The organism is Pseudomonas sp. 2024-210 (genome assembly GCF_045062345.1).
Classification (GTDB): domain Bacteria; phylum Pseudomonadota; class Gammaproteobacteria; order Pseudomonadales; family Pseudomonadaceae; genus Aquipseudomonas.
Genome location: NZ_JBJGEJ010000026.1, coordinates 1 through 22,975 on the forward strand (window position 1 = coordinate 1; position 22,975 = coordinate 22,975).

Annotated in this window: 19 protein-coding genes and 1 pseudogene; 7 read left to right on the forward strand and 13 right to left on the reverse strand. The window is 56.8% G+C overall.

The genetic code is table 11. From position 1 onward, the window contains the following. Positions 1-259 precede the first annotated feature (259 nt). From betA to betI, 3 genes are all read right to left on the reverse strand, one after another. On the reverse strand, positions 260-1,951 hold the full coding sequence (betA, locus tag ACI7MX_RS22095; protein WP_405584564.1) for a choline dehydrogenase: 1,692 nt from the start codon (positions 1,949-1,951) through the stop codon (positions 260-262). Positions 1,952-2,081: 130 nt separating this feature from the next. Continuing rightward, positions 2,082-3,554 (reverse strand): betaine-aldehyde dehydrogenase, encoded by a 1,473-nt coding sequence (gene betB / locus ACI7MX_RS22100; protein ID WP_405584567.1) that lies wholly within the window; start codon positions 3,552-3,554, stop codon positions 2,082-2,084. 197 nt (positions 3,555-3,751) lie between these two features. Then, a complete protein-coding gene (gene betI / locus ACI7MX_RS22105; protein WP_314489065.1) occupies positions 3,752-4,345 on the reverse strand; it encodes a transcriptional regulator BetI in 594 nt (197 codons plus the stop codon). 383 nt (positions 4,346-4,728) lie between these two features. Here betI and ACI7MX_RS22110 point away from each other — a divergent pair, with 383 nt between their 5' ends. Next, positions 4,729-6,666 carry a BCCT family transporter gene (locus tag ACI7MX_RS22110; protein WP_314489148.1) on the forward strand — a complete coding sequence of 646 codons (1,938 nt, stop codon included), beginning with the start codon at positions 4,729-4,731 and terminating at the stop codon, positions 6,664-6,666. A 111-nt stretch (positions 6,667-6,777) separates the two neighbouring features. On the opposite strand, the gene choV is transcribed toward ACI7MX_RS22110, so the two are convergent. From choV to ACI7MX_RS22125, 3 genes are all read right to left on the reverse strand, one after another. Next, positions 6,778-7,956 (reverse strand): choline ABC transporter ATP-binding protein, encoded by a 1,179-nt coding sequence (gene choV, locus ACI7MX_RS22115; protein WP_405584570.1) that lies wholly within the window; start codon positions 7,954-7,956, stop codon positions 6,778-6,780. Next, entirely contained in the window at positions 7,953-8,798 is an 846-nt protein-coding gene (choW, locus tag ACI7MX_RS22120) for a choline ABC transporter permease subunit (protein WP_314489070.1), read from the reverse strand. Before choW ends, choV begins: the two co-directional genes overlap by 4 nt. A gap of 68 nt (positions 8,799-8,866) precedes the next feature. Next, the gene (locus ACI7MX_RS22125; protein WP_405584574.1) at positions 8,867-9,814 is read right to left on the reverse strand and encodes a choline ABC transporter substrate-binding protein; all 948 of its coding nucleotides are present in this window, start codon (positions 9,812-9,814) and stop codon (positions 8,867-8,869) included. A gap of 358 nt (positions 9,815-10,172) precedes the next feature. Here ACI7MX_RS22125 and ACI7MX_RS22130 point away from each other — a divergent pair, with 358 nt between their 5' ends. Beyond that, positions 10,173-11,549 carry an L-serine ammonia-lyase gene (locus tag ACI7MX_RS22130; protein ID WP_405584577.1) on the forward strand — a complete coding sequence of 459 codons (1,377 nt, stop codon included), beginning with the start codon at positions 10,173-10,175 and terminating at the stop codon, positions 11,547-11,549. A 6-nt stretch (positions 11,550-11,555) separates the two neighbouring features. On the opposite strand, the gene ACI7MX_RS22135 is transcribed toward ACI7MX_RS22130, so the two are convergent. The 4 genes and pseudogenes from ACI7MX_RS22135 to ACI7MX_RS22150 all read right to left on the reverse strand — a co-directional run bounded on the left by ACI7MX_RS22135 (position 11,556) and on the right by ACI7MX_RS22150 (position 15,093). Further along, the gene (locus ACI7MX_RS22135) at positions 11,556-12,191 is read right to left on the reverse strand and encodes a hypothetical protein (RefSeq protein WP_405584580.1); all 636 of its coding nucleotides are present in this window, start codon (positions 12,189-12,191) and stop codon (positions 11,556-11,558) included. Between the two features lie 139 nt (positions 12,192-12,330). Beyond that, positions 12,331-12,714 (reverse strand): annotated as a pseudogene (locus ACI7MX_RS22140) (DUF2515 family protein); the annotation flags it as partial. A 165-nt stretch (positions 12,715-12,879) separates the two neighbouring features. Further along, positions 12,880-13,230, reverse strand: coding sequence for a DUF6124 family protein (locus tag ACI7MX_RS22145; RefSeq protein WP_405584583.1), 351 nt, complete (start codon positions 13,228-13,230; stop codon positions 12,880-12,882). A gap of 798 nt (positions 13,231-14,028) precedes the next feature. Continuing rightward, complete coding sequence (locus tag ACI7MX_RS22150) at positions 14,029-15,093, reverse strand: RHS repeat-associated core domain-containing protein (protein ID WP_314489088.1); 1,065 nt, start codon at positions 15,091-15,093, stop codon at positions 14,029-14,031. 427 nt (positions 15,094-15,520) lie between these two features. On the opposite strand from ACI7MX_RS22150, the gene ACI7MX_RS22155 reads away from it, so the two are divergent. Further along, entirely contained in the window at positions 15,521-16,624 is a 1,104-nt protein-coding gene (locus tag ACI7MX_RS22155; RefSeq protein ID WP_405584586.1) for a GlxA family transcriptional regulator, read from the forward strand. A gap of 21 nt (positions 16,625-16,645) precedes the next feature. On the opposite strand, the gene ACI7MX_RS22160 is transcribed toward ACI7MX_RS22155, so the two are convergent. Then, positions 16,646-16,906 (reverse strand): hypothetical protein, encoded by a 261-nt coding sequence (locus ACI7MX_RS22160; protein ID WP_314489095.1) that lies wholly within the window; start codon positions 16,904-16,906, stop codon positions 16,646-16,648. Positions 16,907-17,083: 177 nt separating this feature from the next. On the opposite strand from ACI7MX_RS22160, the gene ACI7MX_RS22165 reads away from it, so the two are divergent. Beyond that, entirely contained in the window at positions 17,084-18,118 is a 1,035-nt protein-coding gene (locus tag ACI7MX_RS22165) for a hypothetical protein (RefSeq protein ID WP_405584589.1), read from the forward strand. On the opposite strand, the gene ACI7MX_RS22170 is transcribed toward ACI7MX_RS22165, so the two are convergent. Both ACI7MX_RS22170 and ACI7MX_RS22175 read right to left on the reverse strand, forming a co-directional pair. Continuing rightward, positions 18,108-18,515: a DUF3010 family protein gene (locus tag ACI7MX_RS22170; RefSeq protein ID WP_314489101.1), complete on the reverse strand. Its 408-nt coding sequence runs from the start codon at positions 18,513-18,515 to the stop codon at positions 18,108-18,110. The two genes, ACI7MX_RS22165 and ACI7MX_RS22170, sit on opposite strands and share 11 nt — an antisense overlap. Positions 18,516-18,589: 74 nt before the next feature. Further along, the gene (locus ACI7MX_RS22175) at positions 18,590-18,991 is read right to left on the reverse strand and encodes a lysozyme inhibitor LprI family protein (protein ID WP_314489105.1); all 402 of its coding nucleotides are present in this window, start codon (positions 18,989-18,991) and stop codon (positions 18,590-18,592) included. Positions 18,992-19,184: 193 nt separating this feature from the next. On the opposite strand from ACI7MX_RS22175, the gene ACI7MX_RS22180 reads away from it, so the two are divergent. The 3 genes from ACI7MX_RS22180 (at position 19,185) to dgcA (ending at position 22,948) form a co-directional block, all read left to right on the forward strand. Then, positions 19,185-20,162 (forward strand): dipeptidase, encoded by a 978-nt coding sequence (locus ACI7MX_RS22180; RefSeq protein ID WP_405584593.1) that lies wholly within the window; start codon positions 19,185-19,187, stop codon positions 20,160-20,162. A gap of 179 nt (positions 20,163-20,341) precedes the next feature. Further along, entirely contained in the window at positions 20,342-20,872 is a 531-nt protein-coding gene (locus tag ACI7MX_RS22185; RefSeq protein ID WP_314489111.1) for a DUF5943 domain-containing protein, read from the forward strand. A 15-nt stretch (positions 20,873-20,887) separates the two neighbouring features. Continuing rightward, positions 20,888-22,948: a dimethylglycine demethylation protein DgcA gene (dgcA, locus tag ACI7MX_RS22190; RefSeq protein WP_405584596.1), complete on the forward strand. Its 2,061-nt coding sequence runs from the start codon at positions 20,888-20,890 to the stop codon at positions 22,946-22,948. Positions 22,949-22,975 lie beyond the last annotated feature (27 nt).

Here is a 22,975-nt window from a genome sequence, read left to right on the forward strand (position 1 = left end):
GTCGTGTGGGGCGGGGGGGTGTTACGCGAAACGAGGCACTAGATTAGGCCTGCGCTCAAGCGGGGGCAAGCGGGGGAAGATGAAAGTAAAAATTACACAAAATTCGTAGCAGCTGCCGAAGGAACGAGGCTGCGTTCGGTTGCGAAGCGACCGTAGACCAGAGAGCGCGATTCATCAGAGGAACCGCGTCAGCTGAATTTACGACGGCTGCACCGCCGAACGTAGCCTCGCTCCGCTCGTCAACTGCTACGCAGGTTCCTTAATGCCCAGCACGCAGCGGTTTACCACGTACCGGCGCATCGCCTGCCACGTAGTAGTCGGCGGTGCTACGCGGCAGCGGCTGGCGGCCACGGATCTTGTCGGCGATTTTCTCGGCGATCATGATCGTCGGCGCGTTCAGGTTACCGGTGGTGATCAACGGCATGATGGAGGCATCCACCACACGCAAACCTTGCATCCCGTGAACACGGCCTTCGCCATCCACGACCGCCATGTCATCGGTGCCCATTTTGCACGAGCAAGACGGGTGGAAGGCGGTCTCGGCATGCTCGCGAATGAAGGTGTCGAGCTCTTCATCGGTTTGCTTGTCGATGCCGGGGCTGATTTCACGGCCACGGTAAGCGTCCAGTGCCGGCTGCTGCATGATTTCGCGGGTCAGGCGAATGCCGTCACGAAATTCCTGCCAGTCCTGTTCCGCCGCCATGTAGTTGAACAGAATGCTTGGGTACTCACGCGGGTCTTTAGACTTGACGTTAACCCGGCCACGGCTTGGCGAGCGCATGGAACCCATGTGCGCCTGGAAGCCGTGCTCTTTCACACCATTGCTGCCGTTGTAATTAATCGCAACAGGCAGGAAGTGGTACTGAATGTTCGGCCACTCGAAGTCTTCGCGGGTACGAATAAAACCACCGGCTTCGAACTGGTTGCTCGCGCCAATGCCTTTGCCCAAGAACAACCACTCAGCACCAATGGCGGGCTGGTTGTACCAGAGCAGCGAAGGGTACAGCGACACCGGCTGAGTGCAGGCGTATTGCAGGTACAGCTCAAGGTGATCCTGCAAGTTCTGACCCACACCCGGCAGGTCATGCACCACAGGAATTTCGAGGCTGTTGAGCAGCGCTGCCGGGCCAACACCGGAGCGTTGCAGCACGGTCGGTGAACCGATGGCGCCGCTGCACAGCAACACTTCTTTGCGCGCCTTGGCTTCGATACGGACGTGGTTGTCGCCCACCATATAAGACACGCCCACCGCACGCTTGCCTTCAAACAGAATCTTGTCAGTCAGGGCGTGGGTGACGATTTTCAGGGTCGGGCGCTGCTTGGCCGTGTCCAGATAACCGCGCGCGGTGCTGGCGCGACGGCCGTTAGGCGTCACGGTACGGTCCATCGGGCCAAAGCCCTCTTGCTGATAACCGTTCAAGTCTTCGGTACGTGGGTAACCGGCTTGCACGCCCGCTTCAACCATGGCGTGGAACAGCACATTGTTGCCAGGTTTAGGCGTGGTCACGCTGACCGGGCCATCGCCACCGTGGTAGTCGTTAGGGCCGATGTCGCGGGTTTCCGCTTTGCGGAAATACGGCAGGCAATCCAGATACGACCAGTCTTCGAGGCCAGGGTTTTTTGCCCAACCGTCGTAGTCCATCGCGTTGCCACGGATGTAGCACATGCCGTTGATCAGCGACGAGCCGCCCAGGCCTTTGCCACGGCCACATTCCATGCGGCGGTTATCCATGTGCGGTTCTGGATCGGTCTCAAAGGCCCAGTTGTAACGACGGCCTTGCAACGGGAATGCCAGCGCCGCTGGCATTTGCGTGCGGAAATCGAAACGGTAATCCGGGCCGCCTGCTTCAAGCAGCAGCACGGTGACGCCTTCGTCTTCAGTCAGACGGGCTGCCAGGGTGTTACCGGCAGAGCCGGCACCAATGATGATGTAGTCGTATTCAGTCGTCATGCTTCCTCCAGCGGGAAGTTACACGCTTCAAGCTGCAAGCAAGAGCAGCGAGCGTTGTCAGTGAGAAAGGGTGGGCAAGTTAAAGCTGCTTTTGATCTGGCTTTAACGTGCCGCTTGCCGCTTGCCGCTATCAAAACACCGAAACGTAATCGCCCAACTCGACCTGCACCGATTTGATCTGGGTGTATTGGGCCAGCGAGCTGATACCGTTTTCACGGCCAATGCCCGACTGCTTGTAACCGCCCACCGGCATTTTCGCGTCGGATTCGCCCCACGCATTGATCCAGCAAATGCCCGCTTCCAACTGATGAATCACGCGGTGGGCGCGGCTCAGGTCTTTGGTCACAAGGCCTGCCGCCAAACCGAACTCGGTGTCGTTGGCGCGGCGGATCACTTCTTCTTCGGTGTCGTAGGTGAGGATGCTCATCACCGGGCCGAAGATTTCTTCTTTAACGATGGTCATGTCATCGGTGCAGTCGCTGAACACGGTCGGTGCCACGAACGCGCCTTTGCCCAGTTCGCCTTCTGTCAGACGCTGGCCGCCGCACAGCAGACGTGCACCTTCTTCCTTGCCTTTGGCAATGTAGCCCAGCACGTTTTCCATGTGATCAAAACTGACCAGTGGGCCGAAGTTGGTGTTTTCATCTTCCGGATTGCCGATGCGGATGCGTGCAACGCGTTCCACAATTTTGGCTTCAAACGCGGCTTTGAGCGCAGTCGGGATAAACACGCGGGTGCCATTGGTGCACACCTGACCCGAACTGTAGAAGTTGGCCATCATCGCGGTATCGGCCGCACGGTCCAGGTCGGCGTCGTCAAAAATGATCAGCGGCGATTTGCCACCCAGTTCCATGGTCACTTCTTTCAAGGTGGATTGCGTGGCGCTGGCGGTGACTTTCTTGCCGGTTTCAACGCCGCCGGTGAACGAGATTTTCTCGATGCGCGGGTGCTCGGTCAGCCAGGCACCGACTTCACGGCCGCTGCCGGTCAGTACGTTAAACACGCCGTCTGGCAAGCCCGCTTCGGTGAAGATTTCCGCGAGTTTCAAGGTGGTCAGCGAAGTCACTTCGCTCGGTTTGAAGATCATGGCGTTGCCCGCCGCCAGCGCCGGTGCGGATTTCCACAGGGCGATCTGGATCGGGTAGTTCCACGCGCCGATACCGGCGACCACGCCCAACGGCTCGCGACGGGTATAGACAAACGAGGTGTCGCGCAGCGGGATTTGCTCACCTTCGATGGCCGGCGCCAGGCCCGCGTAATACTCCAGCACGTCAGCGCCGGTGACGATGTCAACGTAGCGGGTTTCAGAATACGACTTGCCGGTGTCCAGGGTTTCCAGCGCAGCCAGCTCATCGTTGCGCTCGCGCAGGATGTCGACCGCACGACGCAGAATACGTGAGCGCTCCATGGAGGTCATGGCAGCCCAGATTTTCTGGCCCTTTTCGGCGCTGACGACAGCACGTTCCACGTCTTCTTTAGTGGCGCGTTGCACTTGAGCGAGGACTTCACCGTTAGCCGGGTTGATGGCATCGAAGGTAGCGTCGCTACCGGCGTCGGTGTAGCCACCGTCGATGTAGAGTTTTTGCAGTTCGAAACGGGCCATAAAATCCTCGCAAGTGCATAAAGTGGTTGGGCTAAAAAACTACTGCGCTCGGCAACACTGCGTTGAAAGCTTTCTCGTAATGCTCATTGACCAAAGTCAACGCCGCTTACTCGTCAGCTTTCGCGTTGTCTTGCCGTCGCTCGCTACGTTTTTTGAAGCGCGTAGTTCATTAGGTGGCTAGGTTGTTTGAAAGTGCCCTAACTCACCTGTTTCGCCAGTTGTAAATCCATATATTCGTAGCAGATGCGTTGTGCCTGTTCGGTATCGAAGCCGTCACCGGAAAGGGCACCCCGCAACCATAGACCATCAATCAATGCCGCCAGACCGCGCGCCGCATTGCGGGCCTGGGCCTGGGGCAGTACACGTCGAAATTGGCAGCACAGATTGGAATACAAGCGGTGGTCGTTGATGCGCTGCAATCTGTGCAACGACGGCTGGTGCATGCTGGCGGCCCAAAAGGCCAACCAGGTTTTCATTGCCGGGCCATTGACCTGACTGGCGTCGAAGTTGCCCTCGACGATGACCTGCAAATGAGCCCGCGGGCTGTCGTCACTCAAGGCCTGACGGCGTTCGGCGACGTTATCGATCAAGACGTTCATCAAGTACCGCATGGTGGCGGCAATGAGACCGTTCTTGTCTTTGAAGTAGTGACTGATGATGCCGTTAGACACACCGGCCAAACGGGCAATCAGCGCAATGCTGGCATCTGCCATCCCGACCTGATCCACCGCCTGTAACGTGGCTTCGATCAACTGCTGGCGGCGTATGGGTTGCATACCGACCTTGGGCATTTCGTGCGTCTCCTTAGGCCGTCGACCAGTGCAAATCAGTCACTGAACGACGGCCAGTCTATTTTGTTTTGATTGAACGTTCAATCAACAAAGAATAAGCTCTGCGACAATTCGTCGCGATTCATGCCGTTTTCCTACGCGTGAATGGCGCAAAACGGCACTTTTAATTCCCGGTCACCCCTCTGAGTGCCTGCGCATTTGACAGGGTGTGTCCGAATTTTTAGCGGTGCCTTTATATCACCCGACCGTTGGTCGCTATCTAAGAAGATGGTCGGGTGGCGTGCTGCCTCAAGTTTTTCTCTCGCGCTGCCTGGAGCATCCGTGCCATGAGTTCTGCTTCTCTAATAAAGACCCCACCGCAAAAGGTGACGGTCAACGGTTGGGTGTTTTACACCTCCACTGCCTTGATATTGTTGCTCACTGCCATTTTGATCGCGGCCCCTGAAGAAGCGGGCCGTCTTCTGGGCGTTGCCCAGCAATGGCTGTCGCGCAGCTTCGGTTGGTACTACATGGTAGTGATCGCCGCTTACCTGATTTTTGTCGTGGGGCTGGCGTTTTCTTCCTACGGCAAATTGAAACTGGGCACCAAACAGGACACCCCTGACTTTAGCTACGGTGCTTGGGCGGGGATGTTGTTCTCGTCGGGTATTGGTATTTCGCTGTTGTACTTCGGTGCTTCGGAGCCGCTGGATCACTACTTCAATCCGCCCGAAGGCGTATCGGGCAGCCATGAGGCCGCGCGGCAAGCCTTGCAGCTGACGTTTCTGCATTGGGGCCTGCATGGCTGGGCGATTTACGCGTTGGTGGGGTTGGCGGTGGCGTACTTCGCCTACCGTCATAACCAGCCGCTGGCCTTGCGTTCGGCTCTTTACCCGTTGATGGGCGAGCGCTGGGTCAAAGGCGCGGCGGGCCACGCAGTGGATGGTTTCGGCATGTTCGTGACGTTGCTCGGGTTGGTGACCAACCTGGGGATTGGCTCGATGCAAGTGTCGTCTGGGCTTGAGAACCTGTTCGGCATGGCGCACAGCAACACCAACTTGCTGATCGTGATCATCGTGATGAGCACCGTGGCCACCATCGCGGCAGTCTCGGGGGTTGAAAACGGCATTCGTCGGCTCTCCAACCTCAACATTGTTCTGTTCAGTGGTTTGCTGATTTTCGTGCTGTTGTTCGGCCCCACCTTGAACCTGCTCAACGGCCTGGTGCAGAACACCGGTGATTACCTGAACGGCATCATCATGAAGACCTTCGACCTGTACGTGTACGTGGGCGATACCCCGAGAACGGAAGGTTGGCTGGGCCTGTGGACCTTGTTCTACTGGGCGTGGTGGATTTCCTGGGCACCGTTTGTGGGCATGTTTATCGCGCGTATTTCCCGTGGCCGTACGGTGCGTGAACTGGTGGCAGGTGTGTTGCTGATCCCGCTGGGCTTTACCTTGGCGTGGCTGTCGATTTTCGGTAACTCGGCGCTGGATCTGGTGGTCAACCAAGGGGCGGTCGAGCTGGGTAAAACCGCGCTGGAACAACCGTCGATGGCCATTTACCAACTGCTTGAGCATTACCCTGCGTCGAAAATCGTGATTGGGGTGTCGATCTTTGTCGGCTTTGTGCTGTTCCTGACCCCGGCGGACTCTGGGGCGGTGATGATGGCTAACCTGTCGTGCAAAGGCGGTGACGTCGATGAGGACGCCCCGCACTGGTTGCGCATCTTCTGGTCGGCGGTGATCACGCTGGTGACCATTGGCCTGTTGTTCGCCGGTAACTTTGCGGCCATGCAAACCATGGTCGTGCTGGCGGGCTTGCCGTTTTCGGTGGTGTTGGTGCTGTTCATGTTTGGCTTGCACAAGGCCATGCGTCAGGACACCCAGATGGAGTTGGAACAGGCTGAGCTGGCGGCGCGTGGTCGTCGCGGCTTCAGCGAGCGTTTGACAGCCCAAGACCTGCAACCGACGCAAGCGGTGGTGCAGCGTTTCATGGACAAACACGTGACCCCGGCGCTGGAAGAAGCCGCCGCACAACTGCGCAATCAGGGGCTGGACGTGCAAACCCTGTTGGGCAGTGCCAAGCGTTGCATGGGCTTGCGGGTGGAGATGGACGAAGGCAACCCGTTTGTCTATGAGGTCAGCCTGGACGGCTATTTGGCGGCGCCGAGCGACTCGGGCGATGACGAAGTGCGCAGTCGTTATTACCGGGCCGAGGTGTACCTGCACAACGGCAATCAAGAGTACGACCTGATGGGCTTTACCCAAGAGCAAATCAGTCGCGACGTGCTCGACCAGTTTGAAAGCCATCGCCAGCTCCTTGGCAGGGTTTATAGCTGAGAAGCAGCTTGAAGTTACAAGCTGCAAGCTGCAAGTTAGAAGCAGTCCACGTACCGCTTTTAACGTGTGGCTTGCAGCTAGATACTTGCAGCTCCACGCCCTTCCAAATGGCTAGCCTAAATTCTTCCCCAGCAGGGCGTGGTACAACTCGGTATCCCCTAATATACCCACCACTTTCTGATTGTCATGCAGCACCAGCTTGTTGCCCGTCTGATAACGAATCTGCAAGGCATCCCGCATGCCTATGTTGCTGTCCACCAGCGTCGGCCCGCGTGCGAGCCCTTCTACCGCTTGCCCGCTGCGCCAATGTTGCAAGTCCAGCGCGCCGGCACCTTGGCGTACACCTTTGATGGTGTTGCCTTCAGCCAAGTCGATCCACGAGTCATCCCCTGGATCAATGCACACCGAGCCATTGACGCGTTTGCAGTTGTCCAGCGTGCGCATCAGGCTGCGGCCACACAGCACGTTGAGCGGGTTGGTATGGGCGACAAAGGTGCGCACGTAATCGTCCGCCGGGTTGAGCACGATGTCTTCCGGCTTGCTGTACTGGATGATCTTGCCGTCTTTCATGATCGCAATACGGCTGCCGAGCTTGAGCGCTTCGTCGAGGTCATGGCTGACAAACACAATGGTCTTGTTGAGCGTGTGTTGCAGCGCCAGCAGCTCGTCTTGCAAGCCTTGGCGAATCAACGGATCAAGCGCTGAAAACGGCTCGTCCATCAACAAAATATCAGCGTCCATCGCCAGCGCCCGGGCCAGACCGACACGCTGTTGCATGCCGCCGCTCAGTTCATCCGGTTTTTTATTGCGCCATTGAGTCAGGCCCACCAGCTCCAGTTTTTCATCCACCAGTTTGCGCCGCTCTTTTTCGGGGCGGCCCTGCATTTCGAGGCCGAAGCTGATGTTTTCACGCACGGTCAGCCACGGCATTAACGCGAACTTCTGGAACACCATCGCAATGCGTTGGGTGCGCATCATTTTCAGCTCGGCAGGCGTGCACGAGGCGATGTCGATAGGCTTGCCTTCATGCTCCACAAACAACTGACCGCGGCTCACCGTATTAAGGCCGTTGATACAGCGCAACAGGCTGGATTTTCCAGACCCCGACAAGCCCATCAACACACAGATCTCGCCTTTGTCGATGTCCAGGCTGGCCTTTTCGACGCCGACAATCTGCCCGGTTTTTTTCAGGATCTGATCCCGCGACAAGCCTTGATCCAGCAGGCCAAGCGCCGCACGCGGGTCTTTGGCGAAGATAACGTCGACCTGGTCGAAACGAATAATACTCATGCGTCGGCTCCTGCTTTGGCGTCGGGCTGTTTGCAGATCCGGTCAAGCATGATGGCCAGCAACACAATGGCCAGCCCGGCTTCAAAGCCCAAGGCAATATCGGCCGTGTTCAGGGCATTGACCACCGGCTTGCCCAATCCGTCAGCGCCCACCAGCGCGGCAATCACCACCATCGACAACGACAGCATGATGCATTGGGTAATCCCCGCAGCGATGCTCGGCATGGCGTGGGGCAATTCGATTCGGGTGAGCAACTGGCGGCGTGAGCAACCAAATGCCTTGCCCGCATCGAGCAATTCATGAGGCACGTCGCGTATGCCCAGATAGGTCAGGCGAATCGGCGCCGCAATCGCAAACACCACCGTTGAAATCAGCCCCGGCACCACCCCCAGCCCAAACAGAGTCAGCGTCGGAATCAAGTAAACAAAGGTCGGCACGGTCTGCATCAAATCCAGCACCGGGCGCATAAAGGTGTAAAACATCGGTTTGTGCGCGGCGAGAATCCCCAGCGGCACGCCGATGATCACGCACACAAAGGTGGCGAACAGCACCTGCGCCAGGGTTTCCATGGTTTCTTGCCAATAGCCCAGATTGAGGATCAGCAGAAACGACAGGGCTACAAATACCGTGAGCCCCCACTTGCGCTGGATCACATGAGCGAGCAGGGCCACCAGCCCGATAAAGGCAAAAGGGTTGAACCAGGTCAGCGCAAACGTCACGCCGTGGATCATCGTTTCGAGGGTGCTCGCAATGGCATCGAAGGTGTTGGCGCCGTGTTGGGTCAACCAGTCAACGAAGCCTGCGATGTACTCGCCCAGCGGGATTTTTTGATCGATCAGCATGGTGGTGAACATCCGCATGCAGGGGAATTGAAACGGCACCAGACGGGCAGGCCGTGTGGTACCCACGATTACTGTGCGAGGCTGGCTTTCACGGCCTCGGCGCCCGGCTTGCCATCAACGGTGGTCACGCCCGCCAGCCAGGTGTCGAGCACCTGAGGGTTCTGCTTGAGCCACGCGCGGGCGGCCACGTCTGGCTTCACCTTGTCATCCAGCACCTTGCCCATCAGGGTGCTTTCCATGTCGAGGGTGAACGCCAGGTTTTTCAACAGTTGGCCCACGTTCGCGCATTCTTCGGTGTAGCCCTTGCGCGTGTTGGTGTAGATGGTGGCTTGGCCGTAGTTGGGGCCGAAAAATTCATCACCGCCGGTGAGGTATTTCATCTTGAAACGGGTGTTCATCGGGTGCGGCTCCCAGCCCAGAAACACCACGTCGGTGCCCCGGCGTTGCGCGCGATCCACCTGCGACAGCATCCCGGCTTCGCTGGACTCGACCACCTTGAACCCGGCGTCCTTAAGGCCGAAGGCGTTCTTGTCGATCATGGTCTGAATCATGCGATTGCCATCGTTACCCGGCTCGATGCCGTAGATCTTGCCGTCCAGCTCCTTTTTGAATTTAGGCAGGTCGGAGAAGTCCTTCAAACCCTTGTCATACAGCGCTTGCGGCACGGCGAGGGTGTATTTGGCGTTCTCCAGGTTGGCGCGCACTGTTTCGACAGTGCCCGCGTCGCGGTAGGGCTTGATGTCGTTTTCCATGGTCGGCATCCAGTTACCCAGAAACACGTCCATGTTCTTGCCATCGGCCAGCGACTTGTAGGTGACGGGCACTGAAATCATGGTGGTTTTGGTTTTATAGCCAAGGGCTTTGAGCACCTCGCTGGTCACGGCGGTGGTGACGGTGATGTCGGTCCAACCGACATCCGAGAAATTGACCGTGTTGCATTGCTCCGGCTCTGCAGCCTGGGCAGAGACGTTCAGACTCAGCAATGCAGCCAACAACAACGGTGAGGAATGTTTCATGGAACGACTCCTGAGTGTCTAAATGGCGGTCTTCGATACGAAAACCCGCCCGTAACAGTTGCGGTTGGGTGATGCCCGGCACGCTGAAGCCCGCGCATCTTGCAATCGAGTCGAGACTGATCATGTAACAGCGAAAATCAAACGCCTACAGGGGGCGTCGCATCCAGTACAGGTAGGGTCGTATCTGATGCCAGCCAGGTCGTATCTGGACGTTTATGAGCCAAAAAGTGATGGGTTCGAGTGTCTGCCCCGGCAAAAACGGCCAAGGCGCTGGCAGGCAATAGCGGGTCGTAGCTGGACGTTTTGGCGCGCCACAAAGAGCCGATGATGCAGGCAATCACTGTCGAGGTTCCTGTTCATGGCTATCAGCGTGTTTGACCTGTTCAAGATCGGCATTGGCCCCTCCAGCTCCCACACCGTGGGCCCGATGCGGGCGGCAGCGCTGTTCGTGCAGGGGTTGCGCGAGCGAGGCCAGTTGCCACAGGTGCGCCGCGTTGAAGTGCAACTCTATGGTTCGTTGTCGGCCACCGGCATTGGCCACGGCAGCGACAACGCCGTGATCATGGGCTTGATGGGCGAGTGGCCGGATGCCATCGACCCGGCCTGCATTGGCCCGCGCATTGCCCATCTGCGTGAACGTCGAACGTTGCTGCTGGACGGTCATTTACCGATTGCCTTCGAGTGGTCGCAAGACATGCGCCTGATGGACGACAGCCTGCCATTCCATCCCAACGCCATGACCTTGATCGCCGAAAGTGCGCCAGGCGAGTTACATCGCAACACGTACTACTCCGTCGGGGGTGGTTTTGTGGTGGACGCCGCCCAAGCGGCCAGTGGCGTGCTGGACATGGACCGCACGGCTTTGCCCTATGACTTTTGCAGTGCTGCGCAACTGCTGGAGCTGTGCCGTGAACATCATCTGAGCGTCGCTGCATTGATGATGGCCAACGAACGGATCTGGCGCAGCGAGGACGAAATCCGCTGTGGCTTGATGAAGCTCTGGCGCGCCATGCAGGACTGCGTGGAACAAGGCCTCAAACACGAAGGCATTCTGCCCGGCGGCTTGAACGTGCGCCGCCGTGCTGCACGCTTGCACCGCAGCTTGCAGGAGCTGGGTAAACCCAACGTCATCGGCTCAACCTTGAGCGCGATGGAATGGGTCAACCTGTTCGCCTTGGCGGTCAACGAAGAAAACGCGGCGGGCGGGCGCATGGTCACCGCCCCCACCAACGGCGCGGCGGGCATCATCCCGGCGGTGCTGCACTACTTTATGAAATTCAGCGATGACGTCAGCGAAGCCCACGTGGTGGACTACTTATTGAGTGCGGCGGCGATTGGCATTTTGTGCAAAAAGAACGCCTCCATTTCGGGGGCCGAAGTGGGGTGTCAGGGCGAAGTGGGTTCTGCCTGCGCCATGGCGGCAGCGGGGCTTGCGCAAATCCTCGGCGCCACGCCGGAACAGCTGTGCAACGCGGCCGAAATTGGCCTGGAGCATAATCTGGGCCTGACCTGCGACCCCGTGGGCGGGCTGGTGCAAGTGCCGTGTATCGAGCGCAACGCTATAGCGGCCGTCAAAGCCATCAACGCCGCGCAAATGGCCCTGCGCGGCGACGGCCAGCACTTTATCTCGCTGGACCGAGTAATCCGCACCATGCGCGACACCGGCGCCGACATGCACGACAAATACAAAGAAACCTCACGCGGCGGGTTGGCGGTGAGTGCGGTGGAATGTTGAGGGGGGTTAGTGTTTTTCGGCGGGTATCCACGGCCTGCCAAGTGCGAGGGAGATGAGATAGCGCTCTTCGTCGGGGCGCTTCTTGTCTTTAGTTCGATGCATATTCAGCATGATTTGAAAATGCTCGCCCGCTTGCCAAAACGTTCTACCGCCTTTGTTCACATCTCGCAGTTGAGCACGCCATTGTGGCGTATCTGCAAAAGGTGGATCTGTTTTAGGGTTGCTGACGAACCATCCCTTTTTGATTAATTGATCTTGTAAGTCAAGAACGACAACTAGAGCATCATCTTGTAACAGCGGCTCAGTTTGCGGAGACATGCGGAGGCTGGCGACTCGTTGGTTGTCAAAATTCACGGTAAAAAAACTGGCTAACGGCGTGACGAAACCAAAGTTCGGATCAATGAACCGTAATCGAGCTTCTACAGTTGGGATTCGGTACCCGTAATGACCAGGAACAGCTGGGGGGATTGGTGCGCTGGAACGCTGACGCATATCCTCCCATGGCTCCCCGTAAATCAGTGCGATCTCCGGGTCGTCGGCGAATGCCTGCACCACCCAGCGCACGGTGATAACTGCTAAAAGTAAAAAAAGAATGAGAGCGATCTTTCGGCGCCTGTCGCGAAGAGGCATTGCCGGTTTCATTGCACTGCACCGGCTTCTGCAATTTCCTTGATCGATTGCTCCAGCGCTGAACGGTTGTGGTCATGCAGCATTTGGTTAAAGCGATTGGCTGCGCGAAGGACGAATTTCATACGCTGGCCAACCTCGGAAAGGTCTGCGCCTGGCGGGCTTCGTGCTCTGCCTGAATACGCGCCGTCATGCCCGCCGCATGCAGCAGCCCGCAGCCCACTTGCTTGGACGCAAATGCCGCCAGCCCGGCCCACTGAAAGCGTGAGTCGTGCAGCCACAAACGCGCATAGGCGGCATTGATGGCGCGGTTTCGTTCGATGGAATCGGCGATCAACACGCCGCCTGGGGCCACGATCTCTTCGGCTTCGCGCTGGTAGATGCGCCACAGACAATCACAAGTCAGTATGGGAACGTCGGTGATCATCATCTCGACGCCCAAGATTTCCATCTTGTGGGTTTTGCATTCATCCAGCGGTTTGATGTTTTCGTTGAGTTTTTCGTTATCGCTGGGATGGTCTTTGAAACACTGGGTCATGGGCCGACTCCATAGGGAATCTGGCGACCCTAACAGCCCCGGCAGTGCGCGGATCATCGCCAAATAAATCCAGACATCTCCTACTTTATTAGAGGATCAATCGCTCGGATTTTCTGCGGTTGGCGGGCGTTTATAACGCGCCTGCTTGCCTCAGGCGCGCGCGGCTCAGTGCGTCGTCAGACCGTCCAGCGATTTATCGACATAGGCTTTGGCCAGCTCCACCAAATGCGTCACCGATAACACCAGATCGCGCTGCAACCCGCTCAACCCCTTCCCCGCCTCATTCGCCGAAGCCCCCGCGCAGCGCAACAAGTCTGACGCTTGGGCCAAAGCCGCTTCTAAATTGACACTGTCGGGGATGGCATACATGGGCATGCCCGCGGGGCATAGAGGCTTAGGGGGGAGCAGGTAGTGGTCGAGGGCGCGATTAGCGGCGGCGCGGTCCAGCGACTGTGCATCGCCCTGAGCAGCATCGTGCAGGGTAAAACAGGGTGGGTCGGGGGTAATCTTTTTCATGGCACAACTCCGTATACATAAATGGAGCTGTCACCTGTCGCTACTAAACGAATGGGTGGCAGCCGTGCGCAGGTTAGTAGACCGGTGTATACGGAACCCGGCGCACCACAAGGGCGCCCTGCGCACGGCCACCATAACGCTTGGCCGAAAAAAAGCGCCTCGCTAAGGTGGCGCCTTACGCCGTATACAAAACCGGGCTACTAAACCCGACCGCTGATGGACAGCGATGGGCCGAGACTAGACCTCGATTTTGGCAGGCGCAAGCGAACAGGATTTTCTCGGAAGTTTCACTCAATTGAAAGGGACACGTCGTACGAATCACCTGATTTAGCAGCGCTTGTAGACCTTGCAGGTACGATTTTTTACTCAGAACGACCAGTAGGCAGAAGGCGCACTCGGGAGCACGCTTGTTTAACTGTCCTAACCCATCCTGAAGCCTGTCCATGTTGACTCATCATTACCGTTACGATCCTTTGAATCGCTTGAAGAAATGGCAGTCAATGCCTGTTGGTTGAGGTCAAACAAACAGAGTTAGGGCTGGCCAATTATTGATGCGCCTGCCGAGAGCCAGGCGCATGCTGGATAGTGCGTCGATAGACCATTCAGCGAACTATCGACATACACTTTGGCCCGCTCCACCCAATGCGTTACGGATAACACCGGGCTTGAAGCGTTGGCCATCTAATCAAGACGGACTACACTCGCCTATCACTAAAAAGTGAGAAGACTTATTGTTGGGGTATCAAAAAGTTAGGGGTGGCAGCGGCCGTCAAGCGATCATCAACGCAATCGTGAGTGTCATTTATAAGGCTGTGCGTATCGGTGCTGCCCAACAGGAGTGCCATATAAATGCTCTTCGATGAATGTCGCATCTTTTCTAATCTCTCGTAATGACTCGGGGCTTAGATGTTGCGTGCTTATGTTTTTATACGTGCCTTTATCCAGTAGCGTGGTCAAGCCTTGATGCGCCTTGACATATAATTCCTGTATAGCCTTATTGCCTTGGGCCGGAGTGTCTGCAAAGGGGTTGGCTGGCCGTAGTTGTTGTCTCTGAGCCTTGAATGAATCCATCCAGGCTAATAATCTTTCATTGGAGTTTGTTTTTGCCCCTTCGTCAATCGTCGTGTTAAACAGCTTATTGTTTTGATGTCTTCCAGGTACTGCCTGAAGTGGCACGCTGTCAGGCAAACTTCGAGCGGCTAACCCCTGCAATGGATTTTCAGGTATTTTTTTGGTAACGGCCAACGTTTTTTCAAGGGCGGTCGTGTCAAACTTTACCAAGCGCCACAGTGCGTTTACGTCCGGCTTTGAAACCAGGTTCAATATAACCATAGAGAAATGGCCGGTTGGGTCAACATGTGTCATTGGGTTTGCACTATACGCGTAAGCATTTATTCCGCCCTTGCCAAAAGGGCTCATGCTATCCGGGCTATTAAAACGCTTGAGTACAGGGTTAAAAGCACGGTAGCCATTACCCAACAAATAATGATGTGTGACGGGTTCGGGCCTTTCGCCATTAAAACCGACGGCAGATATTGAGTTATTGTCGGTAAGACGATGGCCGTAGGGGCAGTAGTCATAGCTGTCGAGCTGGTCTTTGCAAGAGGCGTTTAGTACCGACCCAGTTTGATTGGTGGTTAGCAGTGCAGTCGCACTTATTCCGTTCTCTACAATTTTTTGCGCCAATAAGGTTCCTGATTCGCGGAAAAAACTGATGTGTGTCTTAGGATGTATTTCATTGATTAACATGGCGTTTTTATAAAAACGCAGTTGAGGGCGCTCGGATGAATGTGTTGTGGCTAATCGATCCAGCGGGTCATAACGATATTCAATAAGCAGCTTATGGGTTTGCGCCAATGCCATGATTAATAACTCTCTATGAGGGAATAGATTATTGTCTACTCTTGAATATTCACGTCTACTGGTAAAACTGCCCGGCTGTAATGTGAATGCTCTTTTAAAGCGCAACCGTGCCCTTTAATAGCGCATCACTGATTCCGAGTGGGAGCGGTGACACTTGTTGTCTAGTGGTGCTACGTCATGGCTACAAGTGCTACCGATGTGCTCAACGATGCGGCCTTGCGTGCGAAGTCAACGTTTAAGCCGTGTGTAACGTGCCTGGGTTGCGCCTCCACGTAGACCCTTCGCGACGTCGTTTTCAGGTGTTGTTGAATGGCCATTCAAGTTTAGGCATGGCATTTGCGTTGTGTTTATCAAGCCCATTGATCAGAGGGCCAGAACAAGAGCCTGCGCCTGAGGCCATCACCCGCTTGTGTGAGGAGATACCGCGATGACGTCGTTCAACTCCGGGGCCCAACCCCAGAACCGTACGCCTCAATCCATCGGCTTTTTGCTGCTGGACAATTTCACGCTGATTTCCCTGGCGTCAGCGATTGAACCCTTGCGCATGGCCAACCAGTTGTCAGGTCGTGAGCTGTATCGCTGGAGCACCCTCAGCGCTGACGGCAGCCAGGTGTGGGCCAGCGACGGTCTGCAAGTGACCCCCGATGCCAGCATGCATAAGGCACCCGCGCTGGACATGGTAATTGTCTGCGGCGGTATCGGCATTCAACGCACGGTGACTCGCGAGCATGTGTCTTGGCTGCAAAGTCAGGCGCGCCAGTCGCGTCGCCTCGGCGCGGTGTGCACCGGCAGCTGGGCGCTGGCGTATGCCGGTTTGCTCGATGGCTTTGATTGCAGCGTGCACTGGGAATGCCTGGCGTCGATGCAAGAGGCCTTTCCTCGGGTGGCCATGAGCACACGGTTGTTCACCCTTGATCGCACCCGTTTTACCAGTTCGGGCGGCACCGCGCCGCTGGACATGATGCTGCACTTGATCAGCCGCGATCATGGCCGGGAGCTGTCGGCGGCCATCTCGGAAATGTTTGTGTATGAACGCATTCGCAATGAACAGGATCACCAGCGTGTGCCGCTTAAACATATGCTCGGCACCAATCAACCGAAGTTGCAGGAAATCGTCGCGCTGATGGAGGCCAATCTTGAAGAGCCGATCGATCTGGATGAACTGGCGGTGTACGTGACTGTGTCACGGCGCCAGTTGGAGCGGCTGTTTCAGAAGTATTTACACTGTTCGCCGTCGCGTTATTACCTCAAGTTGAGGTTGGTGCGCGCGCGTCAATTGCTCAAGCAAACGCCGATGTCGATTATTGAAGTGGCGGCAGTGTGCGGGTTTGTGTCGACGCCGCATTTTTCCAAGTGTTACCGCGAGTATTTCGGCATACCGCCACGCGATGAGCGTGTGGGTTCCAATACTGCGCAGCAGACCACGCTGGTGCAGATTCCTCAGTCATTACTGCTGGCTCCGTTGGCCGGGCCGCTGTCGGCGCTGAACCAGGCGCGCAACGAATCAACGTTTGTCAGTGTGAGAATTTAAAGCACTCACCAGCCCTCACCCTCAGGCATGGGGGGAGGTGCGATTGAACTGCGCGAGCCCTGGCAGCAGGTGTCGGTCAATCGCCTCGCGCACGGCGGGCAAAATCGTTGCGCTGCCGCTATAGAGCTTTTCGACCAGCCCTTTGAGCGCACGTGCGTTAGTGTCGTTTAATCCACAGACCACGGCTTTGCACGCCTCGTCTGCACTGCCCGACACGTCAAACCCCAGTGAACGCAGTTGGTTAAGCAAGTCGTGCTGATCAATCAAATCCGCGTGCATCATGCTTTTTATCCTTCTGTGAAACGCGTAGGAGCCTTGATTCTGGTAGGGCTTTGGCCACGGGGCAAGTAATGTGTCCGGTTTGCCTAACTGCAGGTCGTTTTGAGGCATCAGTGCTAGCCGCCTGTGCTTCGTGTCAGGGCCGTGTAAAGACCGTTTAATCACCACAAAGGTTGAGCCATGCTGGAGCGTCAGCAAATCAAAGAGCGTAAGTATCAATACAACAAACCCACCACAGGCCCGGAACATGTCGAGGCGCTGTATGAGGAATTGGCTGAAGGGGAAGACAAGGGCTCGGCTGTTACTCACAAGACCCTCAAGGGCTATGTGATTGAAATGGTTCAACTGATGCGCGCGTCCGCGCGTAGCAAAGGTCGGGATGAAGAGGAGCAGGAAAGCCATTTCTGGCGCGCCTTGATTCTGTTGGGGATGGCGGCGGCCGTGTTCATCTACCTGGCCCTTCAGGACAGCAGTGGATGGGACTGGTTGGACGAAAAACGCTTTGCCTTCAAAGTGACAGGAACGCTGCTGGCGTTGGTTTTTGTGTTGGTTCAGATCGAACGCACAGCGTTCTTCAAGGTGCTCTGGGGGTTCGGCTTTACCAAAGTTATCGTGTCCATCGGTGCCTCGGCGTTATTGGTGTTTTCCACGGGCAAGGCAGCTGGGGTGATTAACAGTGTATTTGGTATCGACGCGACGGCGTTTCCGCTAAGCCTAACGTTTATGACGGGGTTCATTTTTTTTAAAAACCTGTCGCCTTTCATCTTTCTTATCGGTGTATTTGCCGCGCTCCATGCCCTCAACTTATTTATGTGGTTCAAGGCGCTGCTCAAGGGTAAATACCCTGAGGGGCCCTTAGTCAGTTCTGCGACTTTTCTGTGGTTTGCGTGCATGGTGATGGGATTTTACTTTGGCTGGGGCGGCAATAAATTGAGCGCCGACCGCCTACCTGAAGTGGCCTACAAATTGGCTCACGTTCTGGATTTCAACAACAAACACAGTTGCGCCAATGTGCCGGGCAATGCTGCGGTTATCTTTCTCGGGCCCAGCCAGAATGTGGTGTTGACCGACTACCACCGAGTAGACGTTGACAGCGTGCAGGCCTTCTTTGAAGAAGACCTGGAAGTGCCGGCTTCCTTTGCCCGTGTCGAATGTGCCTTGAGTCAAAATACTTCAACCGTGGTCGAGCCACGGCCGCAGTGGCTTAACCCTTAAGCAACGCCGCGCACGCGGCCTTGAACGCTTCATGCTGATACTTGTTCAGCGTGGCGGGCAGTTCGAAGGCGTGTTTCTTGAATTGTGCGTTGAGGGTTTGCGGTGACAGTAGCTGCACCTCGCAATCGTCCAGCAACTGGAGAATGCCTTCAATTTTGAAGGTGGTAGGGCCGCCCGCGAACTCACCTTTTTTACTGCGTTTTTTGATGATGAGGCGGGTGATGCCCTGGGCTTTGACAAAGGCTGCCAGGCTGGCCGCGAAGGCTTTGACGCTGGCCGCGTCCTCATCGTCGTCGAGGGCGATTTTTTTGGTGGCAACGGCCACGTGCTCCAAGTTGGGCGTTACCAGAGCGAAGATTGCTTCGCTGCCTTTGATTTCAATACCGCAAATAGTCATAAAACAAACACTCATCGAGTTGAATACATCTGTAGCCGCAGCCTGCGGCAGCGGCTACAGGCCCTGTGTGCGCCTCACTCTTGGCCGATGGATTCCAAAAACTCTGAGCGATCGTCGCTGATGGCGGCCATGCAGTCATTCAGGGCGATGTTGTAGGTGTCTGTACCGGCCGTGGCCGGGAACACCGCAATGGCGCAATCGGCGTCACGCTGATGCAGCCACAGGGCTTGCGCGGCTTTGATCTTGCTGATGATGTTATTGAGTTGGGTCGGATTTGAGCCATACAACGAGTTCATGCGCGCCTGCAGGGCTTCGTAGTTTTCGGTCAGCAATTGCTCGGCGGCATTTTTGCTGAACACCGAACACGCCAGGGTTTGCTGGTCGTTTTCGACGGCATCACACGGGTTGTAGTCGGCATCATCGGCTGCGTAGGCGCCGCTGGTGATCAACGCCAAGGCCAGGAGAATCGATTTCATTGCGGCTTCCTAATCCAGAGTTGGGGCCGATTCTGGCTGATGCGTCGGCCAATGAACAGCCAAGGCGCTGATTGACGCTTTCGGCAATCGCGCTGTCGCTTTTGCACCCGGCTGTTTTTGACCCCAAGCCTATGCTGGCCCCAAAGCGCCGGCAGACGATTCGGCGCAGCCATCGCCGATAAGGGGACGCCTGATGAGCCCAGCCGAGTTGCACGCAGACAGCATCGTTATCGACGGGCTGATCATTGCCAAATGGAACCGCGACTTGTTTGAGGACATGCGCAAGGGCGGCCTGACCGCCGCCAATTGCACCGTGTCGGTGTGGGAAGGCTTCCAGGCCACCATCAACAATATTGTCGCCAGCCAGACCCTGATCCGCGAAAACAGCGATCTGGTGATCCCGGTGAAAACCACGGCCGACATTCGCCGCGCCAAGGAACAGGGCAAGACCGGGATTATTTTTGGCTTTCAGAATGCCCATGCGTTTGAAGACCAGCTGGGCTATATCGAGATCTTCAAGCAGCTGGGCGTGGGTGTGGTGCAGATGTGCTACAACACCCAGAATTTGGTGGGTACGGGTTGCTACGAACGCGATGGTGGACTGTCGGGGTTTGGTCGCGAAGTGGTGGCTGAAATGAACCGCGTGGGGATCATGTGCGACCTGTCCCATGTGGGTTCCACAACCTCTGAAGAGGTGATTCTGGAATCCAAAAAACCGGTCTGCTATTCGCACTGCCTGCCGTCCGGTTTGAAAGAACATCCTCGTAACAAATCCGATGCCGAACTCAAATTTATCGCCGACCACGGTGGCTTTGTTGGCGTGACCATGTTTGCGCCGTTTCTGGCCAAGGGCATCGACTCAACCATTGACGACTACGCCGAAGCCATCGAGTACACGATGAATATTGTCGGTGAAGACGCGATCGGTATTGGCACCGATTTCACCCAGGGGCACGGTCAGGAATTTTTCGAAATGCTGACCCACGACAAGGGCTACGCCCGCCGTCTGACCAGCTTTGGCAAGATCATCAACCCGCTGGGCATCCGCACCGTGGGCGAGTTCCCCAACCTCACCGAAACCTTGCTCAAGCGCGGCCACAGCGAACGCGTGGTGCGCAAGATCATGGGCGAGAACTGGGTCGGCGTCCTTAAGGACGTCTGGGGCGAGTAACCCAAACACACTTTATGCGTAGCAGCTGCCGAAGGCTGCGTCCGACTGCGAAGCAGTCGTAAACCACATTGCACATGCATCCTGTAAGGGCGCGGTTTCCGATTTTACGGCCGCTTCGCGCCCGAACGCAGCCTTCGGCAGCTGCTACGGGACTCAATCATTCTTTGGAGTTTGATGTCATGGCTAAAATCGCCCCGCAATTGCCTATCGAAGTCGACAGCGAAACCGGTGTCTGGACCTCCGACGCGCTGCCCATGCTCTATGTGCCGCGTCACTTTTTCGTCAATAACCACATGGGCATTGAAGAGGTGCTGGGGGCCGAGGCCTATGCCGAGATTCTTTATAAGGCCGGTTACAAGTCAGCTTGGCATTGGTGCGAAAAAGAAGCGGAATGCCACGGACTTGAGGGCGTTGCGGTATTCGAACATTACATGAAGCGTTTGTCGCAACGCGGCTGGGGGCTGTTCACGCTGCTGGACATCGACCTCGATCAGGGCACGGCCACGATCAAGCTTGAACACTCCTGTTTCGTCTATGTGTACGGCAAGGTAGGGCGCAAGGTGGATTACATGTTCACGGGCTGGTTTGCCGGCGCGATGGATCAAATTCTGCACGCTCGTGGCAGCAGCCTTCGCACCGTGGCGGAGCAGGTCTATAGCGGTTCGGAAGAAGGCCGCGACCACGGTCTGTTTATCGTCAAGCCGTTGTAAGCCGAGGATCGGGATATGGCGTTCGAAGCAATGTTTGAGCCGATTCAAATCGGTAAGCTGACCATCCGCAACCGCGTGCTGAGCACCGCTCACGCTGAGGTGTATGCCACCGACGGCGGCATGACCACCGAGCGTTATGTGCAGTACTACGAAGAAAAAGCCAAGGGCGGTATCGGTCTGGCCATCTGCGGTGGCTCTTCAGTGGTGGCCATCGACAGCCCGCAAGAGTGGTGGAGTTCGGTCAACCTGAGCACTGATCGCATCATCCCGCACTTCCAGAATTTGGCCGATGCCATGCACAAGCACGGGGCCAAGATCATGATCCAGATTACCCACATGGGCCGTCGCTCACGCTGGGATGGGTTCAACTGGCCGACCCTGATGTCGCCCTCCGGTGTGCGTGAGCCGGTGCACCGGGCCACGTGCAAGACCATTGAGCCGGAAGAGATCTGGCGCATCATCGGCAATTACGCCAGCGCCGCAGGCCGGGCCAAGGCCGGTGGGCTTGACGGGGTGGAGCTGTCGGCGGTGCATCAGCACATGATCGACCAGTTCTGGAGCCCGCGTGTGAACAAGCGCACCGATGAATGGGGCGGCAGTTTTGAAAATCGCATGCGTTTTGGTCTCGAAGTGCTCAAGGCTGTGCGTGCTGAAGTCGGCCCGGATTTCTGCGTGGGCATCCGCCTGTGTGGCGATGAATTCCACCCCGACGGCCTCAGTCATGAAGACATGAAACAGATTGCCAAGTATTACGACGACACCGGCATGCTCGATTTTATCGGCGTGGTCGGTTCGGGCTGCGACACCCATAACACGCTGGCCAACGTGATCCCCAACATGAGTTACCCACCGGAGCCTTTTTTGCACTTGGCGGCGGGCATCAAGGAGGTGGTCAAGGCGCCAGTGCTGCACGCACAAAACATCAAGGACCCGAATCAGGCCACGCGGATTCTGGAGGGCGGCTACGTGGACATGGTCGGCATGACCCGTGCGCATATTGCCGATCCGCACCTGATTGCCAAAATAAAAATGGGCCAGGTCGACCAGATCAAACAATGCGTGGGCGCCAACTACTGCATCGACCGCCAGTACCAAGGGTTGGACGTGCTGTGCATTCAAAACGCCGCGACGTCGCGTGAATACATGGGCGTGCCGCACATTATTCAGAAAACCGCCGGGCCTAAACGCATGGTGGTGATCGTTGGCGCAGGGCCTGCGGGCATGGAAGCGGCGCGGGTGGCCGCTGAACGCGGGCATGACGTGACGCTTTTCGAGAAAAAAGACGCCATTGGCGGGCAAATCACCACAGCGTCCAAAGCGCCACAGCGCGATCAAATGGCGGGCATCACGCGCTGGTTTCAATTGGAGCTGGCGCGTTTGAACGTCGATGTGCGGTTGGGCACGGCGGCGGATGTGCCGACGATTCTGGACCTGCGCCCGGACATCGTGGTGCTGGCGGTCGGCGGTCACCCCTTTGTGGAGCAGAACGAGCACTGGGGGGCGGCGCAAGGGCTGGTGGTGAGCAGTTGGGACGTGCTCGACGGCAAAGTCGCGCCGGGCAAAAACGTGTTGGTGTACGACACCATTTGCGAATTTACCGGGATGTCGGTGGCCGACTTTGCCGCGGACAAGGGGGCACGGGTCGAGATCGTGACTGACGACACCAAGCCCGGTGTGGCGATTGGCGGCACGTCTTTCCCCACCTATTACCGCAGCCTGTACCCCAAAGAAGTGATCATGACCGGCGACATGATGCTGGAGAAGGTCTACCGCGAAGGCGAGCAGTTGGTCGCCGTGCTGGAGAACGAATACACGGGGGCCAAAGAAGAGCGGGTGGTCGATCAGGTGATCATTGAAAACGGCGTGCGCCCGGATGAAGCACTGTATTACGCGCTTAAACCGGACTCACGCAACAAGGGCCAGATCGACGTTGAAGCCTTGTTCGCGATCACGCCGCAGCCGTGTTTGAGTGAGGCGGGTGAGGGTTACTTGCTGTTTCGCATCGGTGACTGCGTGGCGCAGCGCAACGTGCATGCAGCGATCTATGACGCGCTGCGGTTGTGCAAGGATTTTTGAGTACACCGTGGCCCTCACCCTAACCCT

Bases quoted from the DNA above. Each gene is read 5' to 3' on its own strand.
- betA (WP_405584564.1), bottom strand. From the start codon at position 1,951: ATGACGACTGAATACGACTACATCATCATTGGTGCCGGCTCTGCCGGT.
- betB (WP_405584567.1), bottom strand. From the start codon at position 3,554: ATGGCCCGTTTCGAACTGCAAAAACTCTACATCGACGGTGGCTACACC.
- betI (WP_314489065.1), bottom strand. From the start codon at position 4,345: ATGCCCAAGGTCGGTATGCAACCCATACGCCGCCAGCAGTTGATCGAA.
- choV (WP_405584570.1), bottom strand. From the start codon at position 7,956: ATGAGTATTATTCGTTTCGACCAGGTCGACGTTATCTTCGCCAAAGAC.
- choW (WP_314489070.1), bottom strand. From the start codon at position 8,798: ATGCTGATCGATCAAAAAATCCCGCTGGGCGAGTACATCGCAGGCTTC.
- ACI7MX_RS22125 (WP_405584574.1), bottom strand. From the start codon at position 9,814: ATGAAACATTCCTCACCGTTGTTGTTGGCTGCATTGCTGAGTCTGAAC.
- ACI7MX_RS22130 (WP_405584577.1), top strand. From the start codon at position 10,173: ATGGCTATCAGCGTGTTTGACCTGTTCAAGATCGGCATTGGCCCCTCC.
- ACI7MX_RS22135 (WP_405584580.1), bottom strand. From the start codon at position 12,191: ATGAAACCGGCAATGCCTCTTCGCGACAGGCGCCGAAAGATCGCTCTC.
- ACI7MX_RS22145 (WP_405584583.1), bottom strand. From the start codon at position 13,230: ATGAAAAAGATTACCCCCGACCCACCCTGTTTTACCCTGCACGATGCT.
- ACI7MX_RS22150 (WP_314489088.1), bottom strand. From the start codon at position 15,093: ATGGCATTGGCGCAAACCCATAAGCTGCTTATTGAATATCGTTATGAC.
- ACI7MX_RS22155 (WP_405584586.1), top strand. From the start codon at position 15,521: ATGACGTCGTTCAACTCCGGGGCCCAACCCCAGAACCGTACGCCTCAA.
- ACI7MX_RS22160 (WP_314489095.1), bottom strand. From the start codon at position 16,906: ATGATGCACGCGGATTTGATTGATCAGCACGACTTGCTTAACCAACTG.
- ACI7MX_RS22165 (WP_405584589.1), top strand. From the start codon at position 17,084: ATGCTGGAGCGTCAGCAAATCAAAGAGCGTAAGTATCAATACAACAAA.
- ACI7MX_RS22170 (WP_314489101.1), bottom strand. From the start codon at position 18,515: ATGACTATTTGCGGTATTGAAATCAAAGGCAGCGAAGCAATCTTCGCT.
- ACI7MX_RS22175 (WP_314489105.1), bottom strand. From the start codon at position 18,991: ATGAAATCGATTCTCCTGGCCTTGGCGTTGATCACCAGCGGCGCCTAC.
- ACI7MX_RS22180 (WP_405584593.1), top strand. From the start codon at position 19,185: ATGAGCCCAGCCGAGTTGCACGCAGACAGCATCGTTATCGACGGGCTG.
- ACI7MX_RS22185 (WP_314489111.1), top strand. From the start codon at position 20,342: ATGGCTAAAATCGCCCCGCAATTGCCTATCGAAGTCGACAGCGAAACC.
- dgcA (WP_405584596.1), top strand. From the start codon at position 20,888: ATGGCGTTCGAAGCAATGTTTGAGCCGATTCAAATCGGTAAGCTGACC.